The following is a 23,647-nucleotide window of genomic DNA, read 5'->3' on the forward strand; positions in this document are numbered from 1 at the left end:
GTCGCCCAACACGCATGAAGTTACTCTCCTTACTATCTACGCTGATCCTGTTGCTGGGCCTAAGTGCTTGCGCGAGTAAGCCGGGCCAGTACACGGCGTACAGCGCGCCGAGCCATATCAAACAAACCCAATACAGCCAATACAGCGCCCCTAGCTACATTCCTCCGCGGCCCAGCAGTCAAACAACCCAATTCAGCCAAAGCAACCAAACTAAGCAAAACAATACAGCCCGGCCAGTTCAACGGACTGCAGCACAGACGAGCAATACGCAGCAGAGCGCAGCGCCAACCTTTGTACGCCTTACTTACGAAGACTTGGTGCGCTTTCAGGTGAATTGCGAGCAGCGTACCGAGCAAATAGCGTTGCTTGAAGAGCAGTTAAAACGTAATCGCTTCTATACGGTCGATGGGGTGGAGGGTAACGCCTCGCCAGACAAAATCAGTAAAAGTTATTACTCCTTGGCCAAGTACCGCATTTGGTCCGTGCGTTTTGCCTGTCAAGGTAGCCCTGTGGATGCGGGGTTAATTCAGGCGGATTTGCGAGCGGTTCCGAATAAGCCGCCTGAGGCAACCCCCCGTTGCTACTTTGAGGAGGTGACTGTAGCCAAAGCGGCAATCAGTCCCGTCAATCTGGTTCAGAACGATCAAACCACCACCCGAAAAGAAATCTGCACGAACTTTCCCTACGTGGCAGATCGGCCATTTATTCGGGTGGGGGATCAGATTAGCTTTACCTCAAAAGACCTGCAAGAGAGTCAAACCCGATCCAGCCTGCGCCGCTGGCGGGGCAATGTGTATCAACTGATTTCGAAAACAGAACTGATTCGAAATCAAGCAGTGCGCTTTACTTTAGTGGCCGTACGTTCAGGCAGCAATCAGTGGGTTGTAGTGGATAAATTTTAATTAATTCAACAAGGAGTATGAGATGAAAAATGCATTAATTGCGCTTCCCATTATTGGGATATTGAGCGCGTGTGGTACAAGTCCGGTGAGCAAAAATACCCAAACCGACTTGGAGTATCGCCAGCAGGCTAAGGTCGCTACTCAAGCCATCAGCCAAGCGCCGATCTGGATGACGAAGTTACCCAAAGAACCCGGCGTCATTTATGAAAACGGCACGGCAATAAGCAGTGACTTTTCAATGGCGGATCTTAAAGCCAAGACCATGGCCTACGTGAAGATCTGTACTGGCGCTGGAGGCAAGGTGCGCAGCCAAATGAAGATGTATCGCGCTGATAGCGATGCGGCTTCCATAGAGCAGTCAGAGTTAACCGTACGGAGCATATGCCCAGATGTGGATATCACCGGCGTAGAAACAGTGGAGATGAAACACGTAGCCGAAGGCAATCGCATCCGTACCTACGTGCTGGTGGCCTTGCCCATGGGCTCCAAAAACCTCATGAAATCCTCCAAGGATTTACAAAACCGTTCCCCTGAGGCGTTTAAAGAGCTCGATAGCGTAAGCAAAGAGCAGCAGGCAGCTCCTAATGCAGTTCCTCAAGCAGAGCCTGTTCAGTCCAGCAGACCGGCCCCAGCTAGGGCAGTAGAGCAGCCACAAGCACGAGCGCCAAGCCAGCCAGCGGCGATAGTTGAGCCAATTCCATTGGAGCGGATAGAGGCGCCACTGTCACCTACATCAACGATCCAGGGGATACCACCCGCAACCAAGCGCGATGGCAGTTTGCTGGAATCCGTGAGGGCCGTAGGCAACGATACGGTAGTAGTGCAATCAGCCGATGGCAGCGAGCGTCAGTTGGGTTTACTCGGTGCTAAAAACCCGGAGTATGTGGCGCGCCGTGCCCAAGCATTAAACAAACCTGGCGCGGTTATTGCTCAAGTCGCGGTGGAGTAAAAGACCTTTTTATCAACATCACATTGGAGTTTCATGGGCGATAAAAAAAGTGATTTTAAGATTATCGAGATTAATACAAAAGAGCGAAGCCTAATTCTAGAAGATGCAGCTTTAGGATATAAGGTTGAAGTTCCGCTGAAGCAAAGCAATTTGCTATCGGCTCGTCTTGTTGGACCATACGAGCTAGAAGTGCGCTACGAGGATGGCTCGGCAATGGTGATTCGGTTTTTGATTTAAGGAAACTAGTTATGACACAACAAATTGAAGCAATTGCTAGCATTAGGTTTACCGGATCAATGGGTGATCTAGTGCAATTGCATACTACCTCGATTGTCAATTACGCCAAAAGAGCCCCATGCTGACCAGCGCACTGTTACTTGCGACCATTCTTCCCTTTGAAGTCACACCCAAAGACGCCATTACCCCATCCTTAGCCAGACCCATAACGGTGGCTGCCTTTGTGGATAGCGCCAAGATACTGGGCTTACCGAGACTAAAGCTCAGGGACTCCAACGGTAATCGCTATATCCCCAATAAAGCCATGCTATTTGAGCCAGCAGCCTTAGTACACCAGCAGGCTGGCACGGTAGGCGAAAAGATCAACCCAAGGAGGGCATTTATTCAGGGATATTTAAAGCGATGAGCTTCATAATCAATCAGACAGATACTCTTAGAAGTGCATTGCAATCCCACTGACGGATATTTAAAATAGAGAAGTTATCCGGTATAGCCGGTTGGAGTCTAGTAAGCAGCAATGCTTTGCAAGCGGCCTGAAAGAGTGATTGCAAACTGTTTCAGGCGTCTGTCAGAACCCCCTTTCAGTGGGGGTTTTGCTTTTATGAGTAAATAAAAATAGCCGGTCTTTCCCGGCTGTCAGCTTGCTCGCATCCTGAAAGGAGTCCCCCATGGAATTAGGGTTTGGCAGAATGCACAAGCTGGTATGGTTTTTCAATGAAAAAGACGCCGCCCGCTAGTGCCGTCTTCTGATCTATGGGCACTCATACCTAATCCCGTTGATCACCATGCTAAAACTCGATTAATCGCTCTCAACTACCAACTCACCCACAATCTTTCCCTTGCGCACGATTGCGTAACCACGCACATCACCACTTACGCTTCGGTATAAGCCGATATGAGTGTCTTTCGGGATAAAGAAAGACCACAGCTGATCTGCTGGCTCGGTCATCTCTGCTAAGAGGCGACCCCATGCTTTATTGAGATGTCCAAAGGGTAGATTGGGTACCTTTCCTAATGGATCATGTACTTGATTAAAGACTTCAGCCTCAATGGGTGTTATTTCACTAACCAAGTTACCCATATTGCAGGTAAAGTCGTTTTCATCCTCATCATCGATTGCATCAGGCTCATCGCGTTTTTGCATGAACCACCAAACAATCACGGCAGGCCAAGCTACCAGGATGCATATTGAGGCAGCGCCATAAGCAATACTGTCTTCAATGCGTTTTTGCGTACTGGTCTTGTTATGAATGGCGAGCAACATGTCATTCACAAACTGGGAGTTGCGTTCGCGGTAAAGCTTAATTATGTTGTAAGTGACATAAGCTAGGCCGGGGAGGGTGTAGATCCCAAACCACTGCAATAGGGTGTAGTCAAAATTAATGGTCACGGTTAGTTCTTTTGCTAAAACAGACTGTCTTCAGTTGTTGGGGATTTATTGTGTTTAGCGTACTTATGAACTAGAACGCCTTGCTTAAACTCCATCATGAGGTCGTATTCATAGGTACTGGCATAGCCACCGTGCACATAATTGAGTAATTCACCTTGGGGGCAGCGCAGTTCACCGGTAAACCAATGAGCAAAGACCTTATCAAAGCCTGGAAAGAGGTCTGTAAGGCCGATTTTTTCACTGTGACTTCGATTAGCGCTCAGTTTGGCTAAGTAGAGTCGCTCGGCCCCTTCACATTCGATTACCTCCCAAGTCGCGATATAACCTCGCCAATTGGCTGTAGACCTAGAAATAAATTGAATGCCCATTTGCCTTAAATAGGGCGATAAGGGGTTTGTGCATAATGAAATTCCTTTGCCTGCATAAATCAGCCGATCTGAAGCTTGTGCGGTCATCTAGGTCCCTTACTTGGCTTTAATTGAGTAACCAGTATGAAAGGGATCAAGGTCATGGGATGAGCTTGATCGACAATAAAATGAGATTTATTAATTACAGAATTCAATAAAAAAGTCATCAAATACCCTATGCCAAACATTGATCCAAATAAACACGACTCTTTAGAGCGCTTTGTTTTAGCCCAAAACACGTGTTTTGAAGAGGTAATAAAAGAATTAGGGAGCGGCAGAAAAACGTCGCACTGGATTTGGTATGTGTTTCCGCAAATAGTCGGATTAGGTTTTAGTGAATACTCCACTTATTACGGAATTAAAGACCTTAAGGAGGCTAAAGCGTATTGGGCTAATCCTTTGTTAAAAGATCGTTATGAGGAGGTTCTGAAATTAGTCCTTCAAGCCAACAAAACAGCAGAGGCTGTATTGGGTCAAACCGATGCAAACAAGCTGCAGTCGTCTATCACCTTATTTTTGGAGGCGGACCCGAATTCCGCTCTATTAAATGAGGCACTTGAGCAGCTGTATTTTGGAAAGCCAGATTTGCGTACATTAGAGCTACTAAACAGTCGCCGATCGCCTTAAATCCAATAGCCCCCTTTGGAGTAAATGCCCGCTTGGTGATCGCGAGCATCGTAAAAATTCCCATGGGGCTGAGATCCATCCCAAGGCCCTGGGTAATCAGCTAAGCGATTAAATCCATTCGTATCAAGAGCTTCTATTGCCGCTTCACTGCTTTCAAAATCAAGTGAATCAATAATTGCGCAACGGTTTCTCAGTTGACTAAGTTTATATGGGCCCATTGATCCTACGGTTGTGCCTAGATCATGAAAAAAGTAAACGGTTACCCCTTTATCTTTAGTTTCAATCAAAGCCCAGTTGTGCTGCAGCATCCCAAGGACCTTAACCCACCAATCTGTTGATTTAATGTGAAAGAGGGGTGGGTCGTTTGGATCAAGTTTTCTGTTCATATTCTTCTATGTTGAAATTTAGGTGAATCATGACTTTTTTATTAGTAAAAAAATATCGGATTCAAATTGGCCAGAAGTAGAGTGACTTGATAATCTTTCCATTTCTATTAATCGATACTAATTTAACTCCAGTTCTTTCAATTCCAGTGGTTACTTCAGGCTCATCAAAGATATAAAAGTCATCACCTTTTTTAATCGTGCCGCTATATTCAAGCGCTAAATCCCTTGCTAGATTCAAAAAGATGGCAAGGTATTTTGAATATTCTGCAGCAAACTTCATATCGACTTTAGCTGCATTATTTAGGGGTCTAAGATTCCTTACTGTCATCCACAATAACTCTCGATGTACGTTACGATTTTTTAGTTTTTTTGCCTCATCTTTGTTCATGAGCTTTGATTTTTCGATATCAATTTCTTCGCCCGCCAATTTATTTGCCCGCGCAATATCTGCAAATGAACCAGTTTGTGGAAAATCATCAAATGCATATTGAATTCCATTGCGAAAGATTTTTGCTTTGCCCCAAACGAGTTTGGTCATAAGTTCCCCAGATTTGACGATTTATTGAAAAAACTTAGATTAATTTAATAAATCAATCGGCTTAATGCCCGTAGCCTGGAGCTTTTTCCTGAGGTTAAATCCAGCATGTCGGCTACTTCCTGCAGGGTTAAATGCATTTGCCGTGCGTCGGTTCTGGTGTGGCCGTTTGCAATCCTGATCTTACTCATGCCGTCTCCTTTTATTAACTGTGCAGAAAAAATACCCTCTATTTAAATTACCATATTCGCGTTTCACCTTATGAAATAAATCCATTTATTTTTTCTGTGGGATTGGGGCGCAGGGTCGGTATATGAGCTAGCCCCTTCGTAATCTGTAGCCAATCAAGCCCGACTTTTCCCCACCACAATTCAACCCATTGGAGTATTCATGCCCGTACTGATTGAAGGCGTCTGCGTTCTATTGAAAAAAGGTGCAATCCACCAGCGTTACGAAGGAGGCTACGGCCAATTCATCTTTGATCTAGTCGATCAATCCAAGCTCTGGTCTAGCAATGAACTGCTTAGCATTCGGTTTGAAACACATGCAGAGGCTAGGCAATACCTCGCGTTTGTTGCCGCAAAAGGCTTAAAGGTCATTCAGATCAATGAAGAAGATCCCCACAATACCGATGCCTTATTGGTCGATCAGATCTTTGGCCCCAGCTTTAAGGTGTATTGGCTTAATTTCTTGCGGGTCAAGCCCCTTGATGATGAGCAAAAAGCGCCGAGATCCAAAAAGAACCCAAATAAAGACTTTGAGCGCCTAATTCTTGTTGCCACCGACGATGAAATGGAGGCCATTGATGAAGTGAGACTGCAATGCTGGAAAAAGGATGAGATCACCTTTCCAAAAGACTGGGAATATACCCAATCCCAAACCATGGACCTAGATTTCATGCGCATGTCTGAAAACCGCAGCTACTTAGACCACTAGGAGACAGCATGGCCCAAGTAAACAGGGAGCAGCGGTTAATGAAGGCAGTGGAGCATATCGTCCCCATCTTTGAAAGGGCGGGGTATGCAGTACCGGTAGTAAAGGTATCGGTAGGATTTCCCAGTACGGGAGGGAAGGGGCGTCATTTAGGGCAGTGCTGGTCTAGTAAAGCAGCATAAGACGGCATTAACCAAATCTTCATTGTGCCACATCTACATACCCCCTTTGATTTTCTGGATACCTTAGTCCATGAGTTAGTGCACGCGGTAGATAACTGCAAAAGTGGTCATGGCGAAGGATTTAAACGGATTGCCTTGGATATCGGCCTAAAAGGACCGATGCGCAGTGCTGGAGCAGGAGAATGGCTAAAAAAGGACTTACTTGCCATTGCAGAAAGGCTAGGGGAATTCCCGCACGGCAGATTAAGCCTACCAGTCAGAACAGGCCAAAAGGCAGCCAAAAGACCAGGAGCCAAGTGCACTAAGTGCGGCTATGAGGTAGTGATGCTCAGAAAGCACCTGCTTTTAGGCCCACCCATCTGCCCGAAGGACATGGAGGGGATGGAGGAGACGGGGGGGTGGATAGGTTTTGATTGTTAAATTTAGAGATATTATAGGGCGAATGAATAATGATCTAATTAACTTAATTGCCCATAACAGTAGTATTTCGGTGCTAAAAAGTTAACTACCAGGTTAAAAATAATGCCAAGCGAAATAATCTTTCAATTGAAAGATAGATACAAAAATGGTTATGACAATATTGGCAAAGATTTGATAGGCGCTTGCTTATCTGAATGTAAGCTTTATCGTCGGGGAACTGCTTACTTTAGTAGTAGTGCGCTTATGTCATGGTCTGCGGCCATGGATCATGTCATCAACGATAAAGTAAAAATTGAAATAATTTGTAGTCCTGTCATTAGCGATAGGCATTTAGTGGAAATACTAAAAGGAAGTATTACATCAGATCAACGTAAAAAGACTATTCAACAGTTGGCTGACAATATTGTATTGACTGCGGTTGGATTTGGCATGAATAGTGAGCGTAGAGATTATCGTTCGCAGCTTTTGTCTTATTTAATAGCAACCGGTCAACTAGAGTTTAGGTTTGCCATTCCTAAAAACTATGAATTTCCTGATGAGAAGTCTGATGACAGAAATTTATACCATGTGAAAGTTGGTTATTTTGTTTTTGAGGATGATTCAATAGTTGCGTTTGAGGGCTCTATAAATGAAAGTGATTCTGCTTATCAATACAACACGGAAAGTGCGCAAGTATTTAAAAGCTGGCTTGACGAGGACCTTCGGCGGGTAAACAACCTCGTTTTGGATGTAAATACAGATTGGTCGAGGGAAAATCCTCATATTGAAGTATTCAATTTGAGTAAGGAGGCTATAGAAAAGATTGGTAAGTTATCGCCATCTGAGAGACCCAGAAAACCTAAGCCGGTAATCGCCCCAGAGCCAGAGGCACCTAAACCTGCCTCGGGGTTGAGGCCCTACCAGGAAGAGGCTTTAAATGCATGGAAGGAAAATGACTACAAAGGTATTTTAACCATGGCAACTGGAACTGGAAAAACGAAGACCTCGATTGAAGCTTTAACAAGATTTCTTAGTAGAACGGATCGTGGTCTGGCTGTAATTACAGTTCCCTATTTAGAGTTAGCAAGACAGTGGGTTCAGGAGTTAGGTGAGAAGGGTATAGCTACTGTGTCGGTCTATGACTCACAGGAAAATTGGAGTTTAAGTGCAGAAAATATAATCCAGGCTCATTTAGTCTCAAGTGATTCAAAGGCACAATTACCCGTTTTAGTCTGCGTCAATAAATCATTTAGGGACGATAAATTCCAAAATCTTTTAAAGAGGCTCAACGGAAAGCCTGGCTCAAGGATGATCATTGTTGACGAGTGCCATCACTTTAATAGACAAAATCAAATCGATTATTTGCCTACGTCATTTCGTTTTAGGTTGGGGCTATCAGCCACACCATATGAGCTTGATGAAGAAAAATATTTGGAAAGATATTTCGGAGAAATAGTTTTTGAGTTTAAGTTGAGCGAAGCTATTAAGCAGGAATATTTATGCCCATATACCTATCATCCAATACTCATTGAATTCACCGAAAATGAAGCCGCAAGATATCTTGAGATTATTAAAAAGGTAACAAATAATAAAGATCTTGATAGTTATGGCGAGTTAGATCATTTGCTCGAGACAATGGTTAGTAAATTAACAAAGCTTGAAGATGTTTTAAAAGAGAATTCATCCAAGACGTTTTCTTTATTTTACTGCGGAGAGGGTTATGTCGAGTTTGAAAATGGCGAAAGAATTAGGCAGGTAGATTCATTGACCATGTTGCTTCAAAAATTAGGATGGCGTGTAGGGCGAATCACCTCAGCAGATACTCCATCAGAAAGAAGGGGGACGATTGCTAACTTACGCGCACAAAATATAGATGCAATTGCTTCTATGAGAATTTTAGATGAGGGTATCGATATACCGGATTGTCGTAGAGCCTTTATTCTCGCAAGTCAGCGTCAGGAAAGGCAGGGCATTCAGAGGCGCGGTAGAGTTTTAAGAAAATCGCCTGGAAAAGAGTCTGCAGAGTTATTTGATTTTATCTTGGTTGGCCCTAAATTAACCAATCAAGATTTAGACAAGCTCTATAACCGTGAAATGAAGCGGGCAAGAATGTTTGCATCGGATGCGCTAAATAAAGACGAGTGCGAAAAAATATTAGACGGAGTTTAATTATGAGTGATATTGCCAATAAAAATGAATCAAATAAAGATTCTCAGCTTGAAAAATTAACGCAATCATTTTTAAGAAAGATTAAGGAGCTCGAGGCAAGCCGTCCGCAGCGAGATAATTTAAAAGAAGAAATTAGAGAGTTAATTAGTAAAGAGAAATTCTAAATGTTTATTAAAAAAATCACTCTAGAAAATTTTCGAACATTCTATGGGCATCATGAGATTAACTTCTCAACTGATGAGGAAAAGCCAGTCACAATTTTAATTGGAGACAATGGTGCTGGAAAAACAAACTTGTTAAATGCTGTGTATTGGGCATTTACAGGTGACTTTACGAAGCAATTCAATAAACTTGATCCTATTATTAACAAAACTGCTATTGGCGAAAAGAAAAAGACGTGTTCAGTAGAAATAGAGTTTACTAATAACAATAAGAGCTACCTGCTTCGAAGAATTTATACACAAGGCCTATCTGAAACAGAAATTTCAGTAAACGAATATAGAAGCACTGGCTCTTTAACTCCAATGAATGATGAGTTGGCTAAGACATTCATTGAGCAATTAATTCCAAGAAAGTTGGCTAGTTGGTTCATATTTGATGGTGAGGCCATAGGGCAGCTTCATCTGGACGGTGATTCGAAATTTAGGACAGATATTCGCCAAACATTTGGGTTTTCAGCTCTCGAGAGATTGTTGAGCACTCTTACTGAGATTGAGCGAGGCTATATCCGGAAGGAAAGTGACTCTGGAGATAACGAGGAACTTAATGGTCTGACCTCTCTTATTGAAAGGCACGAAGAAGACTTGCAGCGTTATGAGGCTAACGTTGTAAAACTTAAAGAAACAATACATCTAAATGAAAAAAAGAGGGCTGATGCGAATTCACGGCTTTCTCAATATGCGCAGGCTGAACCAATTCAGGGGCGAAAAGAACGAGCGGAAAGAAAGCTTTCTGAGGCTGAGTCTAGACGAAAACAGAGCATAAAAAGAAGAAATGAATACTTTATTGAGGCAATGCCAAAAGTTCTTTTAGAGGGGCGACTTGAGGGTCTGATAGATGTATTGAATCAAAAGGAAGAGGAGCAAACGTTACCATCACCTTTTGGCACCAAGCTTATAGAAGATATAAAGCAATTAAAAAAATGTATTTGTGGAACCTCTGTTCTTCCAGGCTCCGCTGAAGAAAAGCATTTGGATGATTTATGTGAGAAAGCTTCAACAAGTCAGCTATTGCAAAAGATATTCTCTTTTAGAGCAGAAATTGGTGAGTATGCAAAGCAAGCAAAAAAATTCGACCCATCAATAGCTTTTCATGATGAGGAGATTGGAAAATGCGAGACTGATATCGCAGAACAAAAACAAATTATCAAAAGAGCTAATGAGGAAATTGATGGTATTGATAACACGGAAGTCAGAAAGTTAAAACAAGAAATTGCTGAAGCCGAGGGAATATTAAGCAATGCGAATCAAGAGTGGGGCTCTGCAAGAACAAATATAGATCGATTGAAGGGCAAAATACCAGAGTTACGAATTCAGCAAGACAATATACTTGCCCAACAAAAACAAACAGCTAGCTTAAGAGCTGAAAGGCAAAAAGTAAGCAAGCTAAAAACTTACGTTGCGGGCCAATTTCAGCGCCAAGAAAGCGAAGTATTGGATGCTCTAAATAAGGAGATTTCGGGTGTTTTAGAGGCCTATTTAACAAAAAACTTTACTGCAAAAGTTGAGCCAGATACCTATGCCGTCAAGGTTTATGACTCGGATGGAAAGATAGCATCTTTAAGTACTGGAGAGTCAAATGTGCTTAAATTTGCTGTAATTGCTGCGATTGTTGGAATGGCAGGAAGACGAACAAAAATTAGTCAGGTTGAGTGGATATCTGAGCCTATTATTGCCCCTCTAATATTTGATGCTCCATTTTCAGTTGTGGACAGTGAATATCGCTCTGGCATTACAAAAAATTTATCTGAGCTGGCAAGTCAGCTGGTACTTATGTTCGACGGTGATAAGTGGGGAGATAAACTATCGTCAATATTAGAATCTAAAATTGGAAAATCATATCTCTTGGTTTCACGTGCTAAAGGCCCTAAAAAATCGATTTCAAAGACTATTGATATTCACGGAAAGCTTTTTGCGCTCAATGAATATGGCGATCGCGATGAATCAGTTATTAAGGAGGTCGCGCTATGACCAGCATGCTTAATCAAAAAACCCTTTTTTCATTTGACCATACTGTCTATTGGCCTGAAAAGTATGAGCGTGTTGTTGAGTACTTAAAGAATGGAGTGGGACAAGGAGAAAATTCCCAATCACTTTATAAGTTAAATGTAGAAGTCTTAGTTTTAGCAGCCTGTGTTGGACTCGAGGCTGGAAACGCAATTGATTTGCCTCCACAAACAAAAGAAATTGCATTATCTACATTTACATCGCAGTCGCTAAGCGTCTATCTTTACCTCATTCCTATGCTGGCAGAAAAAGATACGACTATAGATTTCTTTAGAAATAAAGAAGGTGAAGCTAAAGCTGTATCTATTTTTGAGAAATATGCGGCAGGTGGCTTGGAAATACTAAATGAAAAACTCATGTCAAATACGCTAGATTCCCCATATTTCTTTACCTCAAACCTACGGCAGGATAAGGGTGATGACGTACGTGATTTAGAAATCGATATTTTTTAATTGATTGGAATTAATAAATATGGAGTACTTGGGCATTGATTTTGGAACCACTAATACATTGGCAGGAATAATCGACCATAACAAAAAATTGCAGCTAGTACCTTTAGAGGGTGAATCTCATGAAATGCCATCGGCGATTTTTTTAAAAATTGGAAATAAGGAGCGCTTAGTCCTTAATGAGGATACTTTAACTAGGAGGGTGGGTGAGGCAATTAAGCGTGATAAAAACCGCTTCGATGATTCTTTTAGCTCTATTCCAAGTAAGTTGGAGGATTTTCGAAGGGTCAATCGTCCTCGTCTCAAGGCGCCAAAGCCTTATGATTTTGTGAATTCTGATAAATATAATAAGGCTTTAAATGCCTACCTTCGTGACAGGGATGATTACGATAGGATTTTGCAGAACTTTGAGAACACCAAAGTCGCGGAAGAAGAAAAAAAGCTTAGGCTATCTATTCAGCCCTTAAAAAATATTGACTCCATTAGAAGCGAGGTAAGGGCGAAAATGGAGCAGGAGTTAATGGACGAGGAAATGGAGTCCATGGAGGGTAAAACATTCTTTACGGCCCTGAATGACCCCGAAACAGTCCGTTTTTTTGGCCAGAGCGCTATAGATGAATATAAAAGTAACCCAATGAATGGTTTTTTTATGCGCTCCCCCAAGGCTTTTTTGGGCATCTCGCTTCATGATGTTCACAAGCAATTATTTGTTCAAATAGTTGCATTAGTTTTAACGGAAATCAAAAGACGTTCCGAAGTATATTTTGGCAAAGAATTTGCTGGCGTAGTTTTGGGACGCCCTGTTAATTATATGGGCGCTCAATCGAGTGGCGATAATGAACAAGCCTTAGGAATTATGAGGAAAGCAGCGCAATTAGCTGGCTTTACTGATATTCATTTTGTTATTGAGCCAATGGCGGCATCTTTAGTTATTTCTAGGGCAATGTTCGATTCTAGTGCGCCAGCTGTTGTTATAGATGTCGGCGGTGGTACGACCGACATAATTTTATTGAATGTCAATTCCGAGGCTGATGAAAAGCTAAATGTATTGAATGCAGTTGGTGAGCGAGTAGGGGGAAATGATTTCGATGAAATTTTAGCTAAAAAGAAGTTTGCCCCTTTTCTTGGCGCAAATTCAGAATCAAGAGATGGCAAAAAGCTTCCTAATCAGCTAATAATGGATGCCCTCAGTACCAGAGATATTCATAAACAGGCAAATTTTCGAAAACGTGGCATTGAAATTCATGAATATATTAGCCAAGCTGACGAATCATTACCGCTCGAAAGACTTTATCAGCTGTTTCGGATGCAACTTCAGCATCAGATTTTATTAATTTCAGAGGATGCAAAGAAGGCTTTAAGTGATATCGATAACTATGAAGCTCAGTTCCCATTTTTTGATCATCCTTTTAAGGTGGATTTGAGAAAAAATGATTTAGCGGACATTTACGAAAATGAATTAAATATTATTAAGCGTAATGTTTTGAGTGTTTTTAAAGGACATTTAGCGGATGGTCAGGCCTACAGAGTATTTTTGACGGGCGGTATGTCTAGATGTACAACTTTAATTGAATCAATTAAAGAGCTCATTCCAGCTGGCGTCGTCATTAATCGTATTTCAGCTCTGCAAAGTGTTGGCGCTGGTTTGGCTGTCGTCGCAAGGCAATTAGCACTTTCAGACGACGCCTATGCTGAGAATTTTTCTGTCAGGGGCATACCTGTAACTAGATAATTGGCGGCCTTTAATAGTTATTTAATTAAACTTGCCAATAAATTTTCAATTGAATCTGATGACGAGCCATTTAGATACGAGATACCGCGATGCAGGTGAAGCTTAAAATAATTATTTAGCTCCACCTTTTCTAGGGAAACTCCATTTTTCTTGGCATTTGAAATCAGCAAGGCCATATAAAGATTTTCAAGTCCTCCAGTAAATGTTCTCCAAGTCATCTCCACCGAACTATCTGCGATGACATTTTCAAAGGGGGGTGGCGTCGTCTCTCTTAGTGAGAGGCAAAAGGCCCATCTACATAAAACATTCCAGTTTTGTATTCCGGTTCGCCTTTTAAGGGTAATTAATTGAATTTTTGCTTTTTCTGAGATTCGAACATTTTCAATCATTTAGGTCCTCGCAGTCTCAAAATATCCTTTGCTGAATACAGAGGATTCAGTAGATTCATCGTAATTAATGGTGTATTCAAGCGCTATGTGACCTTTGAGTGATTCGTAATGTTCATTTGTAATTTCTTCATCTGTTGAAAAAATCAAAACTTGACTTCCGGCCTTGGGGAAATAGTTTGAGATCAATTTCTGTCTATGCGGACCGTCTAGTCGACCAAGCGGGGTATCAATAACAGTTGGTAGAGTTTTTCCAGAGGATTTGGCTAATGCCCAAAGTATTGCAACAGCCAGAAGTTGTCGCTCCCCAGCTGAGAGAGACTTGGCCGGAACAACCTCTCCGGATGGCTTTACTATTAATAGATTAAAGTCATCTTTATTAATCTCGAATCTGAGGCCAAACTTGGACTTTCTGTGAAGAAGTTGAAAGCACTTGGATATTTCATCACTTAGCGAAATGAGGTGCTTGGATATAAGTTCATCTTTAAATTTAGAAAGCGTATTCTTTGCCTTTTGTGCATGATTAAGTACCCGTTGATTCACAATTTGGCTTGTTTCTAAATCTGCAATTTGGGCTAATTTATTAGTAATTTCTTTGGTGATGCGCTCCAACTGGGTATTAATAGATCTTATTTCATCAGCTAGAACTTCTGTCTTTAGTTCAAGTTTAGTTTTCTCTTTCTGCTTTTCGGTAAGATTTTTGACAATATCCGCTACTTTTTCTTCAGACGGAACGGCTTGGAGGCTTTTATTTAAGACATCAATTTCATTCTCAATAACTTCAAATTCCTTAAGCTTTGATTCAATAGACTTTTTAAGTCCAGAAAGTTCATCTATTGAAGGTAGCTGAGCTTCATCAATATCGGTAGAGAAGCTAGATACCTCAGCCAATACTTGTGCAAGTCTTCTATCAAACAGCTGAAATACTGAATCTTTGCTAACTTTATCTAATTCTTTTAATAAAGTTATTTGTTGCTTAAATGTTGAGATTTCATCCTCAAAAGCCTTAGCAGATTTTAAGTTATGACCTGAAGCTTTGCTGAGCCCTTGTCGTATTTCAGCAATTTGCTTCGATAAAAGAAGAAGGGGTGCCATACCTGAGGCGAGCTCTAGAAGCTCATTCGTTAATCTCTTTCTTCTCTCTTTGAGGACTTCAAGGTTTTCTTGTAAGGCATGTCTATTTGCCAAAAGATCGGCACCAGAGATTTTCATCTCATCTTCAGTTCTGGCAATCTCAATAGTTAATCTATCTAGTTGATTTGCAATCCCGGCTTTTTCTTGACCAATAAGCTCTTTTCTTGAGTTTAATTCCTTAGCAGAAGCTTCCTCTGAGTCTATAGAAATGCTTCCCGATTCCTTGGTAATTTCTAGCGCCTTTCTCTTTTCAATTTGCGTGAGACTTTTTGCTAGGCTTTCTATGGAATTAATGCCGAGAAGGGAGTAAATACCACTTCTTAATATTGCTGAGGACCTTAGGGGGTCAGCAAGACCTTCAATCTTTTCGCCATCAAAAAAGAATAGTTCAGAGATTTCTGATGGCATAAACTCTTCAACAAATTCATGCCAGCGCTCGGACGCTGTTCCATCAAAAATGCCGTCTCTAGTAATCTCGCAAACCTCTTTAATATTAGATGGGCTTGATTCAAACCAATTTCTAGAAACTTCTATTATTTCCTTTTTCCCATTTTGTTTAGTGGTAAATGTAAGCTTTAAACCAGCGCCATTTTTTGGTGAAACATCGCGGTTGATTAAGCTTTTTAAGTATTCCTCATAAGGACCCTTTCCTCTTGACGAGGTCTTTGCCGTCTTGCCGTATAAGACAAGCTGTAATGCATCAAGAAAGGTCGTTTTTCCTGAGCCGTTAAATGCCCCAAACAAAATAATGGGTTTTTTTGAAGTCGGAGTTAGCTCAACGGTATGCTCACCTTTGTAGATGCCAAAGTTAACTAGAGTTAGCTCATTTAAAATCACGCCTTGCTCCCATCTTCATCAAGGGGAAATAGGTCTGAGACTTCAAATGTAGCCGATGGTTCCATCATATTTCTTACTTGTTCTTCGTCGTCAGTTGTGGTTTGTGATTTCTTAAGGGCAAATTGATATGCCTCATCCTTATTCTCAAATCCGCCGTTTATAAGTGCTTTTTCCAAGTTTTCATAGATCCCAACTCTTCTAGTGGCTGTGGAGTAGTTTCTTTCAATATTGAGCAAGTTTCTTACCAGTTGGTAGTGAAGATCGTCTGGTGAATTGTCTTTTGAGGCAAGTTCTCTAAGTAAGGCAATATCATTCCTATTGAATAGGGCGCCTTCATCCACGCTCTCAAATGGGTAATCTCTTCCGGTTGCCTCTTTGTAAATTTCCGGAACTCTATCCTCAATTTCATTCTTATCTTTAACCCATATACGCCTAATTTCTTCTAACTCTTCTTCAGTAATTAGTTGAAATTTTTCAGTTCCTTCGCTACCGCTTGCTCTTACTTGTTCTTGGGCAATTAAAAGCTCTAGTAATAGTTTTTCACGATAACTTTGGAGGTAGGGGCCGTGCACAAGTTTTTTGCCACCAGTATCCTTGTCATCCATTAGGGTAAGCCTGCCATCCATCCTTCTAAAGTCGCGCTTATCAAAGTCTGTTATTCCAATATCTAGGAAGTTATCCCGAAAATGAGAAAGAGGGGCCATCCACTTTTTCTCATCATCATTCTTAATCATCGCTTGCATTGATTTATCTTTGTCAACCAAGGTACAAACAAAGCAGCCAAAACGACTATCACCACAGCTAGGTGTTGACGTGTCAACTACTAGAGGGCACTCGTTATCTTGAGTTGCCCCGCGGTACATATTTAGAAGCTGGCTATTGTCATAACCCCATGGGTTTTTGTAGGTTACCAAGTACTCCCAGACATCATCATTTGACCAGCTAACTATTGGCGGGTAAATCCAGACCCTATCTAGCTTTGGATTTCCATTTCTGCTCAATAAATCACGAGTAGAGCCTTCGTACCCTTCCATAACCTTTTTTCTTGTCGAGCTCTCGGCCTTACGTGTGCCTAAAACAAGGATGGCTTCACCATTTTTCGCAACTACATCAAGAATGAAGCTATTTGAAGGATTAATTTTTAATCTGCTGGTGCACCATCTAAACATGGGCCTGGGGGCCGGATACCCTTTACCAATTAAATTAACCCAAAATCTATCTTGTAGCTCCGGGGTCAAACGCTTAGGTTCAATTGGCATTCTTTGTTGGATTGCTTCAAGTCTCATCTTCTCAAGAGAAACTTCAACCCACATTGCAACGACTGGATTCTCAACTAATGTATCTGTACTGATGACATATATAGGCTTTGAGCGCTGAGACTCTTCAAGCTCTTTAATTGCATACCAAATTAATTGAAGGCATGCAGTGGAATCCTTGCCGCCGCTATATCCAATTACCCAAGGCAGAGCGTCGCTTAAGTAAAGTCTTTTAATATCGGCTTTAATTGTTTCTACTTCTGAATCAATCCCATCTGCATCAAACGACGACTTTTGATAGCCATTGACTATATTTATTTTTTTCTCAACCATCTTAGCCTCGTTTATATGCTTCTTCTGTTCGTTTTTCTTCAGGGGATAGTTTTAACCCCAACTTTTGTTTTATTAAATTAGTTGTTAACGTTACGTTATTGTAAGTTTTTGATACTTTTCCGCCCACAAGTGCTCGACCCTCCCAGACTTTGGCATTGCTACGAGACCAGTCAATATTTTTGAGGGCTGCGAGTTTTTGCTTCCAATCTTTCGGGTGCTCGCTTAGTAGCTGACTGCCTGCAATCCCGATAGATTGAATTGCTATTCCATGCGAATGGAGGAGCTCTTTACGTATCTCACCTGCGGTAAGCCTGCTTTTTTGAACCATTTCCCATTCTGGGATGTGCTTTGAAACTTCATCCCAAAATGTGATGCAAAGCTTTGAGGCATTGTTTTCATCAGATAGCTCTTTCGCATCCAATAGTGCGTGACAGCCCGTATAGATAGCGCTTAGAGTAAATAACTTTCTAGAGCGCTCGGAAAGTGTACTTCTCTCCATTTCTACTAGCCCCTTAAAGGCAATTGACTTTAGGGCAACTAGTTTTGCAATTTTTGACATGTCATTGCGATGATCGTAAAGTAAGCCTAGTGAACGACTAGGCCGTATTGCATGCCTATTTAAGTCGGCAAACATTTGCTGGCTACGCTCTAACCCTCTGTCAATGAAGAAAACCACGGCGATAGATTCACTCGACAGTGATGAGTCCTCCTTAATCGCCATTTCTATGGCGGCTCTTCTATGTTGACCATCGTTGACGATTATTTTTGAATTCATATCTATTCGAAGGAATCCATTTCGCTGGGCTTCGGGGGTATTGTTGATGGTTGTGAACTTAACATCCCCATCGATTGAAGCAGTGATTGCTGAAAAAACGTAGTTATCTGGATTGCTTGTTATATACCTGGCAATTTCAGGTACTCTAGATTTATTAAGAATTCTTTGGGCTCTTAATTCGGGACTAAGCTCCTCTTCGTCAAACTTGAAAATTTTATGAACCAAGCCAAGTGGGCACATTGATACAAAATATTCCCTCCCAGCCTGAATTCCACGTATTGCTGGAAAAGTGAAGTGGTGGTCTGTTGTATTTGACATGTATGTATGTATGTTTGTTTGTCAAAATATTAACAAACACGTCAATTGTTTGTCAAGTATTTAACAAACACTTTACAGCCCTATGTAACCCAATGATCCAAATAAATTTTTTTGTTTCGTACTAACAGTGATGGGGATAGGGGGCTTTAAAAAGTCTAAATTACGATAAGAATCTAAGCCAAATAAACCTTTAGCGCCGCTGAAGTTAACTTTCCGTCTTGTCCGCTTTCAGCCATCAAAGGATCTGAAATGTTTTGTCAATCAGCTGCTTTAGTCTTGGTGTTTCAGCAGCAGATTTGCCTGTAAAGCCAAGGCAATTCTTCCTTAATTGTGCTTTTAAAATAGCCTTCGGATCTTGGGACTTGAATTCGAAAAGTTGGCTTTTGCATATTTCGACATAAATTTCATCTGCTGATAGCGGTTTGTTTGCTGTTTTAAGCACAGTCAAAGCTGCGTCAATAATCGTGGCCATCTTTTTTTCCTTAATTTTTGATTATTTAAAGTCTACCTAAGCTTACTAAGTCTCCATTCTAATGACTCTATCTTTGGTTCGTATGTAGATTCTTTTGGGAGTATTAACGGCAATCCCTCTAGGCTTGTGAAGATCTGTAAATCAGGTATGCGTCGATCAATTGACTTGCTCACATGCCATTTTTTATCTGGGCCGGGGCTTATGATGTTTTTATCCATTGCCCAATGCATATTTGGTGTTAAAGCCAGCCCATTTCTTGGGTCATCATCGCCTGCAACGGAAAAGGGATGGATGTGTGCGGCTTCGACAAGCGCTTCTCCGCTGGGAAGAATAATTCGAGAACCAGTTGCAGCGCAGCGATAGTCATAAATTTCTATAATTACTTTTCTAAATGCTGGATTTCGAATGAATTCGGATGGGTTGCGTGAAGATTTGGTGGTAGCCCCTTGTCGAATTGCATTTTCGTATTGGCTAATTCGATTATTTTTTTCTACAATTGAATGCAAATCTTCATCCGTCCTATCAAACCAAAAGTCTGATAATGCCGCTTCTAAAGCCTTGATGCTTTTTGACTGCTGAATTAGCGCGAAAAGATCATCATTCAAATATGCATATTCAACATTTTCTTTTATGTAATTAAATTCCGATCCACTTTTCATCGGAATAGTTGTGTCAATTTTTTTTAAATGCCAAAAACTTGGCTCCCCATTATTTAAATTTCCAGATAGGTATACGAATGGGTATTGTGGATTTGGCTTATCTTTATTTGCTTTTGTGCTAAGAAAGTAAGAAAGATACCTCTCCAGTAGAGTCGGTGCAAAATAAATTTTATTTACCTTTAGTCCGCCTGCATTGGCAAGGTCAAGCATCGCCAGGAGCATGCAAATTTTATGCGGCGATCGCCTTCCTTCACGTACATGAACCTTGATATCTTTAAATTGCTCTATGTATTTATTGAGGACAATCATTCCCAATACTTTGCCTTACCCGGAATAATCCACCGCACACCACCTTTGGGATCTTCTAAATCTCCCTTGTAACGAGGAATAAGGTGTATATGAAGGTGAGGTACGGTTTGTCCTGCTATAGGCCCATCATTAATACCAATGTTGTAGCCGTCGGGCTTAAATTCCTCTTCTAATACTGCTTTGGCTCTCTCTAAAAGATTAAGCATCGCGCTTTGCTCTTCAGGGGTGATTTCAAACCAAGATCCAATGTGTTGTTTCGGAATGATCAGGGTGTGTCCAGGTGAAACTGGGTAGCCATCTCGAATCACAAGAGCCAAATCATTGGAGTCAATGATGCGCTCTTGGGGCAGGGTACAAAACGGGCAGGGCTTAGTCATCAAATAGCTACTGAATGGCTGCTTGTCATTTATGGAATTTATATACTATTCCAAATAAATGGCTCACAGCATGAGCGCCCAGTCTTATCCTACCGAAACTCATCCATTTCCTACACCTAAATAATCCTTTTCCCCTGTTTTTATGCCTTGCATCTCTCTAAGCTGAACGCTTTATGACCAAGGGAGGCAGCGATGTACGTAATGATTGAGTGTGGCCACAAACGATTACGCCTATTTAAGCTCATGCTGGATATCCGCACCGTCGCCGTCTTTGGAGGATTAATCCTGCTCTATATAGGCTATCGCTATCTGATATCCCTCAACTGGTAGGCTAAGGGGAGCTGAAAGCTAAAAAGGGAGCTGCTAGCAGGGGGGGGTAGAACCAAGGGGGAAGTGGACGAGCCAAACCCCCGGCACTGGCAGTACTTGGGTTTGGCTGCTTCGTTCCCGACCTGACCAGGTTGCCAAGCCACCATGCGAGGAGGCCCGTCCACAATCATTTTAGCCCTTGTTAGAATAGACGCATGACAACATTGGCACTGGCCCGTTCGTGGCGCCCCAAAACCTTCCCTGAACTCTTGGGCCAAGACCACGTTGTCAAGGCCTTGACCCACGCCCTGGATCAAGGACGCCTACACCACGCATGGCTCTTTACTGGAACAAGGGGGGTGGGTAAAACCACTATCGCCCGCATTCTGGCAAAAGCGCTTAATTGCATCGGACCCGATGGCCAAGGCCAAATGACCTCCCAGCCCTGCGGCAAATGTGCCGCTTGCCTGGAAATCGATGCCGGGCGCTACGTTGACTATATTGAAATGGATGCCGCCAGTAACCGCGGCGTCGATGAGATGGCCCAGCTATTAGAGAAGGCGTCCTACGCCCCCAGCAATGGTCGTTATAAGGTCTACATGATTGACGAAGTGCACATGCTGACCAACCATGCCTTTAATGCCATGCTCAAGACCTTAGAAGAACCGCCTGAGCATGTGAAGTTCATACTGGCGACCACCGATCCACAAAAAATACCAGTCACCATATTGTCGCGTTGCTTGCAGTTCAACCTCAAGCAAATGCCAGTGCCATTAATCGTAGAGCACCTGCAAACCGTCCTGGCCGCTGAAAAAGTCGAATCCGAAATCGGTGCACTGCGCGTATTAGCAAAAGCAGCCCAAGGCTCGATGCGCGATGCACTCTCCCTTACCGATCAAGCGATTGCCTACGCAGCCGGCACCGTAACCCAAGCATCGGTACGCAATATGCTGGGCACGCTCGATGATGCCTATTTAATTCAGGTACTCGATGCATTGGCCAATAAGAATGGCGCTGCTCTTGTAGCCGTTGCGCAAGAGATGGGCGAGCGCAGCATGTCTTTCTCTTTAGCACTACAAGATTTAGCCAGCCTCATACAAAAGATAGCAAGCGCCCAAGTTGTCCCGGAATCCGTTCTAGATGATTGGCCCGAAGCAGCGGAAATACGCCGCTTAGCAACGGTCTTTAGCAAAGAAGAAGCCCAGCTCTTCTATCAAATCGCCATTACCAGCCGTCCTGATTTATCGCTCGCTCCGGATGAGCAAACCGGTTTCTCGATGGCACTTCTGCGCATGCTGGCCTTTCGGCCGGGCAGTGCAGGTTCAGGACCCAGTCAAAGTGCAGGTAGCGTAAGCAATGGTGCAGCTTCCACTGCTACCAAGCCAGCAGCAGCCAAGCCGGCTTCAGCAGCACCTTCAGCGGCTCCTGCATCTGCAGCTGCGCCTAAATCAATAACATCGGCAGCAACATCAGCACCAGCGCCGAAATCAACAACATCGGCAGCAACATCGGCAGCATCCCCCGCAACCGCGTCGACTAGCGACCGTCCGGATTGGCATAGCCTGATGCGCGCCTTGCCGGTGCGTGGTTTAGTACAGCAACTCGCCCATCAAACAGAATTGCAAGACTGGGTGGATTCAGCGCAAGGGGTTAAGGCAACGGTGATTACAAGCTTGCCGCAGTTAGCTAGTGCCGATTGCGTTGGCCGCTTAAGTGAAGCGCTGAGCGTTCATTACGGAAAAAAAGTGCAGATCGAAGTAGTGGAAGGCGCTGTTGAAAAGACCGTAGCCAAAATCGATGCGCAAGTACAGCAAGAGAAACGCCAAAATGCCGAAGAGCGGATTGCAGCCGATCCATTTGTGCAGCAACTCGAGCGCGAGTTTGGTGCCAAGGTCGTGAGCGGCTCCGTAAGACCTGCCTAAACTAAATCTACCAAAACCCAAATTAAGCCAAATTAATTTATACATATTGAATAGAGGGAACACAAAATGATGAAAGGCAATATTGCTGGCCTCATGAAGCAAGCCCAGCAGATGCAAGAAAACATGAAGCGGGCGCAAGCTGAGCTGGCTAGTATGGAAGTGACTGGCCAAGCTGGTAATGGCCTCATTCAGGTGACGGTATCGGGCAAGTACGAACTTAAGCGCGTGCAAATTGCTGAAGGCGCAATGGAAGACCGCGAGATGCTGGAAGACCTGATGGTCGTAGCCTACGCTGATGCATTCAAGCAAGTGGAAGCTGCCAGTGAAAAACTGATGTCGGGCGCTACGGCTGGTATGCCTATGCCCCCTGGTTTTAAGTTACCGTTTTAATGGCACGAAACGATGTTCCCCAGGATGCGTTGCAGCGCTTAGTTGAAGCGCTGCGCGTTCTGCCTGGAGTAGGACCGAAGTCGGCGCAGCGGATGGCTTTTTATTTGCTGCAACACGATCGCAATGGCGCTGCATTGCTCGCCCAGTCTTTGGGTGAAGCAGTTGAAAAAGTAGGGCACTGCAGCCGCTGCAATACCTTTTCCGAAACAGCGATTTGTTCTACGTGTTCGGATGGCAGGCGCGATCCTTCGATGCTCTGCATCGTGGAGACCCCCGCCGACCAAGTGATGGTCGAGCAGACACTCAGCTTCAAAGGCAATTACTTTGTACTGATGGGCCGCATCTCGCCGCTCGACGGTATGGGCCCCACGGAAATTCATTTTGATCGGCTCTTGGCGCGCATTGAGAACCCCGATACCGGTCTTGCGGTGCGCGAAGTCGTATTGGCAACGAACTTCACGAGCGAAGGCGAGGCCACTGCCCATTACATTGGGGAAGTTCTCAAATCCAAGGGCATCAAGGTCACTCGCATTGCCAGGGGCATACCGGTAGGGGGTGAGCTAGAGTATGTTGATGCCGGCACCTTAGCCCGGGCCCTCATGGATCGGCGTACGGTCGGCTAGTCTTATTTAGTAAATTCAGTACATC

29 protein-coding genes and 1 other RNA gene are annotated in these 23,647 nt (G+C 43.0%); 17 read left to right on the forward strand and 13 right to left on the reverse strand.

Annotation, left to right across the window (positions count from 1 at the left end; translation table 11 throughout):
- The first annotated feature begins 14 nt into the window (after positions 1-14).
- The 4 genes from Q8M75_RS07140 (at position 15) to Q8M75_RS07155 (ending at position 2,494) form a co-directional block, all read left to right on the forward strand.
- Positions 15-902 (forward strand): hypothetical protein, encoded by an 888-nt coding sequence (locus Q8M75_RS07140; RefSeq protein ID WP_305487822.1) that lies wholly within the window; start codon positions 15-17, stop codon positions 900-902.
- Positions 903-924: 22 nt separating this feature from the next.
- Positions 925-1,851, forward strand: coding sequence for a hypothetical protein (locus Q8M75_RS07145; protein ID WP_305487824.1), 927 nt, complete (start codon positions 925-927; stop codon positions 1,849-1,851).
- Positions 1,852-1,884: 33 nt separating this feature from the next.
- The gene (locus Q8M75_RS07150; protein WP_305487825.1) at positions 1,885-2,088 is read left to right on the forward strand and encodes a hypothetical protein; all 204 of its coding nucleotides are present in this window, start codon (positions 1,885-1,887) and stop codon (positions 2,086-2,088) included.
- A 118-nt stretch (positions 2,089-2,206) separates the two neighbouring features.
- Positions 2,207-2,494, forward strand: a complete 288-nt coding sequence (locus Q8M75_RS07155; RefSeq protein WP_305487827.1) for a hypothetical protein — start codon at positions 2,207-2,209, stop codon at positions 2,492-2,494.
- Between the two features lie 393 nt (positions 2,495-2,887).
- Here Q8M75_RS07155 and Q8M75_RS07160 read toward each other — a convergent pair whose 3' ends face one another.
- Entirely contained in the window at positions 2,888-3,478 is a 591-nt protein-coding gene (locus Q8M75_RS07160; protein ID WP_305487830.1) for a hypothetical protein, read from the reverse strand.
- Positions 3,479-3,492: 14 nt separating this feature from the next.
- Positions 3,493-3,933: a hypothetical protein gene (locus Q8M75_RS07165; RefSeq protein WP_305487832.1), complete on the reverse strand. Its 441-nt coding sequence runs from the start codon at positions 3,931-3,933 to the stop codon at positions 3,493-3,495.
- 129 nt (positions 3,934-4,062) lie between these two features.
- Here Q8M75_RS07165 and Q8M75_RS07170 point away from each other — a divergent pair, with 129 nt between their 5' ends.
- Entirely contained in the window at positions 4,063-4,512 is a 450-nt protein-coding gene (locus Q8M75_RS07170; RefSeq protein ID WP_305487833.1) for a DUF1810 domain-containing protein, read from the forward strand.
- On the opposite strand, the gene Q8M75_RS07175 is transcribed toward Q8M75_RS07170, so the two are convergent.
- The 3 genes from Q8M75_RS07175 to Q8M75_RS07185 form a co-directional block, all read right to left on the reverse strand.
- Complete coding sequence (locus Q8M75_RS07175; RefSeq protein WP_305487836.1) at positions 4,509-4,898, reverse strand: hypothetical protein; 390 nt, start codon at positions 4,896-4,898, stop codon at positions 4,509-4,511. The two genes, Q8M75_RS07170 and Q8M75_RS07175, sit on opposite strands and share 4 nt — an antisense overlap.
- Positions 4,899-4,959: 61 nt before the next feature.
- On the reverse strand, positions 4,960-5,436 hold the full coding sequence (locus tag Q8M75_RS07180) for a hypothetical protein (protein ID WP_305487838.1): 477 nt from the start codon (positions 5,434-5,436) through the stop codon (positions 4,960-4,962).
- Between the two features lie 44 nt (positions 5,437-5,480).
- Positions 5,481-5,624, reverse strand: a complete 144-nt coding sequence (locus Q8M75_RS07185; RefSeq protein WP_305487840.1) for a hypothetical protein — start codon at positions 5,622-5,624, stop codon at positions 5,481-5,483.
- A 199-nt stretch (positions 5,625-5,823) separates the two neighbouring features.
- Here Q8M75_RS07185 and Q8M75_RS07190 point away from each other — a divergent pair, with 199 nt between their 5' ends.
- From Q8M75_RS07190 to Q8M75_RS07225, 8 genes are all read left to right on the forward strand, one after another.
- Entirely contained in the window at positions 5,824-6,369 is a 546-nt protein-coding gene (locus tag Q8M75_RS07190) for a hypothetical protein (RefSeq protein ID WP_305487842.1), read from the forward strand.
- A gap of 8 nt (positions 6,370-6,377) precedes the next feature.
- A complete protein-coding gene (locus tag Q8M75_RS07195) occupies positions 6,378-6,548 on the forward strand; it encodes a hypothetical protein (RefSeq protein WP_305487845.1) in 171 nt (56 codons plus the stop codon).
- A 24-nt stretch (positions 6,549-6,572) separates the two neighbouring features.
- Entirely contained in the window at positions 6,573-6,968 is a 396-nt protein-coding gene (locus Q8M75_RS07200) for a hypothetical protein (protein ID WP_305487847.1), read from the forward strand.
- Between the two features lie 102 nt (positions 6,969-7,070).
- Positions 7,071-9,116 (forward strand): DEAD/DEAH box helicase family protein, encoded by a 2,046-nt coding sequence (locus Q8M75_RS07205; protein ID WP_305487850.1) that lies wholly within the window; start codon positions 7,071-7,073, stop codon positions 9,114-9,116.
- A gap of 2 nt (positions 9,117-9,118) precedes the next feature.
- Positions 9,119-9,280, forward strand: a complete 162-nt coding sequence (locus tag Q8M75_RS07210; RefSeq protein WP_215314950.1) for a hypothetical protein — start codon at positions 9,119-9,121, stop codon at positions 9,278-9,280.
- The gene (locus Q8M75_RS07215; protein ID WP_305487855.1) at positions 9,281-11,305 is read left to right on the forward strand and encodes an AAA family ATPase; all 2,025 of its coding nucleotides are present in this window, start codon (positions 9,281-9,283) and stop codon (positions 11,303-11,305) included.
- Complete coding sequence (locus Q8M75_RS07220; RefSeq protein WP_215314952.1) at positions 11,302-11,793, forward strand: hypothetical protein; 492 nt, start codon at positions 11,302-11,304, stop codon at positions 11,791-11,793. Before Q8M75_RS07215 ends, Q8M75_RS07220 begins: the two co-directional genes overlap by 4 nt.
- A gap of 28 nt (positions 11,794-11,821) precedes the next feature.
- Positions 11,822-13,522: an Hsp70 family protein gene (locus tag Q8M75_RS07225; RefSeq protein ID WP_305487857.1), complete on the forward strand. Its 1,701-nt coding sequence runs from the start codon at positions 11,822-11,824 to the stop codon at positions 13,520-13,522.
- A 17-nt stretch (positions 13,523-13,539) separates the two neighbouring features.
- Here Q8M75_RS07225 and dndE read toward each other — a convergent pair whose 3' ends face one another.
- The 7 genes from dndE to Q8M75_RS07260 all read right to left on the reverse strand — a co-directional run bounded on the left by dndE (position 13,540) and on the right by Q8M75_RS07260 (position 20,378).
- Positions 13,540-13,911 carry a DNA sulfur modification protein DndE gene (dndE, locus tag Q8M75_RS07230; protein WP_305487860.1) on the reverse strand — a complete coding sequence of 124 codons (372 nt, stop codon included), beginning with the start codon at positions 13,909-13,911 and terminating at the stop codon, positions 13,540-13,542.
- Positions 13,912-15,879: a DNA sulfur modification protein DndD gene (gene dndD, locus Q8M75_RS07235; protein WP_305487861.1), complete on the reverse strand. Its 1,968-nt coding sequence runs from the start codon at positions 15,877-15,879 to the stop codon at positions 13,912-13,914.
- Positions 15,876-17,468, reverse strand: a complete 1,593-nt coding sequence (gene dndC / locus Q8M75_RS07240) for a DNA phosphorothioation system sulfurtransferase DndC (protein ID WP_305487863.1) — start codon at positions 17,466-17,468, stop codon at positions 15,876-15,878. The genes dndD and dndC overlap by 4 nt, the downstream gene beginning before the upstream one ends.
- Position 17,469: 1 nt before the next feature.
- Positions 17,470-18,561: a DNA sulfur modification protein DndB gene (dndB, locus tag Q8M75_RS07245; protein WP_305487866.1), complete on the reverse strand. Its 1,092-nt coding sequence runs from the start codon at positions 18,559-18,561 to the stop codon at positions 17,470-17,472.
- Between the two features lie 235 nt (positions 18,562-18,796).
- Entirely contained in the window at positions 18,797-19,033 is a 237-nt protein-coding gene (locus Q8M75_RS07250) for an HTH domain-containing protein (protein ID WP_305487869.1), read from the reverse strand.
- 32 nt (positions 19,034-19,065) lie between these two features.
- On the reverse strand, positions 19,066-20,001 hold the full coding sequence (locus Q8M75_RS07255; protein ID WP_305488225.1) for an HNH endonuclease: 936 nt from the start codon (positions 19,999-20,001) through the stop codon (positions 19,066-19,068).
- The gene (locus Q8M75_RS07260) at positions 19,998-20,378 is read right to left on the reverse strand and encodes an HIT family protein (RefSeq protein WP_305487870.1); all 381 of its coding nucleotides are present in this window, start codon (positions 20,376-20,378) and stop codon (positions 19,998-20,000) included. The genes Q8M75_RS07255 and Q8M75_RS07260 overlap by 4 nt, the downstream gene beginning before the upstream one ends.
- Before the next feature lie 192 nt (positions 20,379-20,570).
- Here Q8M75_RS07260 and Q8M75_RS07265 point away from each other — a divergent pair, with 192 nt between their 5' ends.
- Positions 20,571-20,708, forward strand: a complete 138-nt coding sequence (locus Q8M75_RS07265; protein WP_305487872.1) for a hypothetical protein — start codon at positions 20,571-20,573, stop codon at positions 20,706-20,708.
- A gap of 63 nt (positions 20,709-20,771) precedes the next feature.
- Here the strand turns inward: Q8M75_RS07265 and ffs are convergent.
- An RNA gene (ffs, locus tag Q8M75_RS07270) (signal recognition particle sRNA small type) lies at positions 20,772-20,869 on the reverse strand.
- Between the two features lie 33 nt (positions 20,870-20,902).
- On the opposite strand from ffs, the gene dnaX reads away from it, so the two are divergent.
- The 3 genes from dnaX (at position 20,903) to recR (ending at position 23,622) form a co-directional block, all read left to right on the forward strand.
- Positions 20,903-22,609: a DNA polymerase III subunit gamma/tau gene (gene dnaX / locus Q8M75_RS07275; RefSeq protein ID WP_305487874.1), complete on the forward strand. Its 1,707-nt coding sequence runs from the start codon at positions 20,903-20,905 to the stop codon at positions 22,607-22,609.
- Positions 22,610-22,675: 66 nt separating this feature from the next.
- A complete protein-coding gene (locus Q8M75_RS07280; RefSeq protein ID WP_305487876.1) occupies positions 22,676-22,999 on the forward strand; it encodes a YbaB/EbfC family nucleoid-associated protein in 324 nt (107 codons plus the stop codon).
- Entirely contained in the window at positions 22,999-23,622 is a 624-nt protein-coding gene (gene recR / locus Q8M75_RS07285; protein ID WP_305487879.1) for a recombination mediator RecR, read from the forward strand. The genes Q8M75_RS07280 and recR overlap by 1 nt, the downstream gene beginning before the upstream one ends.
- The last annotated feature ends 25 nt before the right edge of the window (positions 23,623-23,647 follow it).

Origin of the sequence: Polynucleobacter sp. (assembly GCF_030693775.1) — a bacterium.
In the GTDB taxonomy this organism is placed as follows: Bacteria; Pseudomonadota; Gammaproteobacteria; order Burkholderiales; family Burkholderiaceae; genus Polynucleobacter.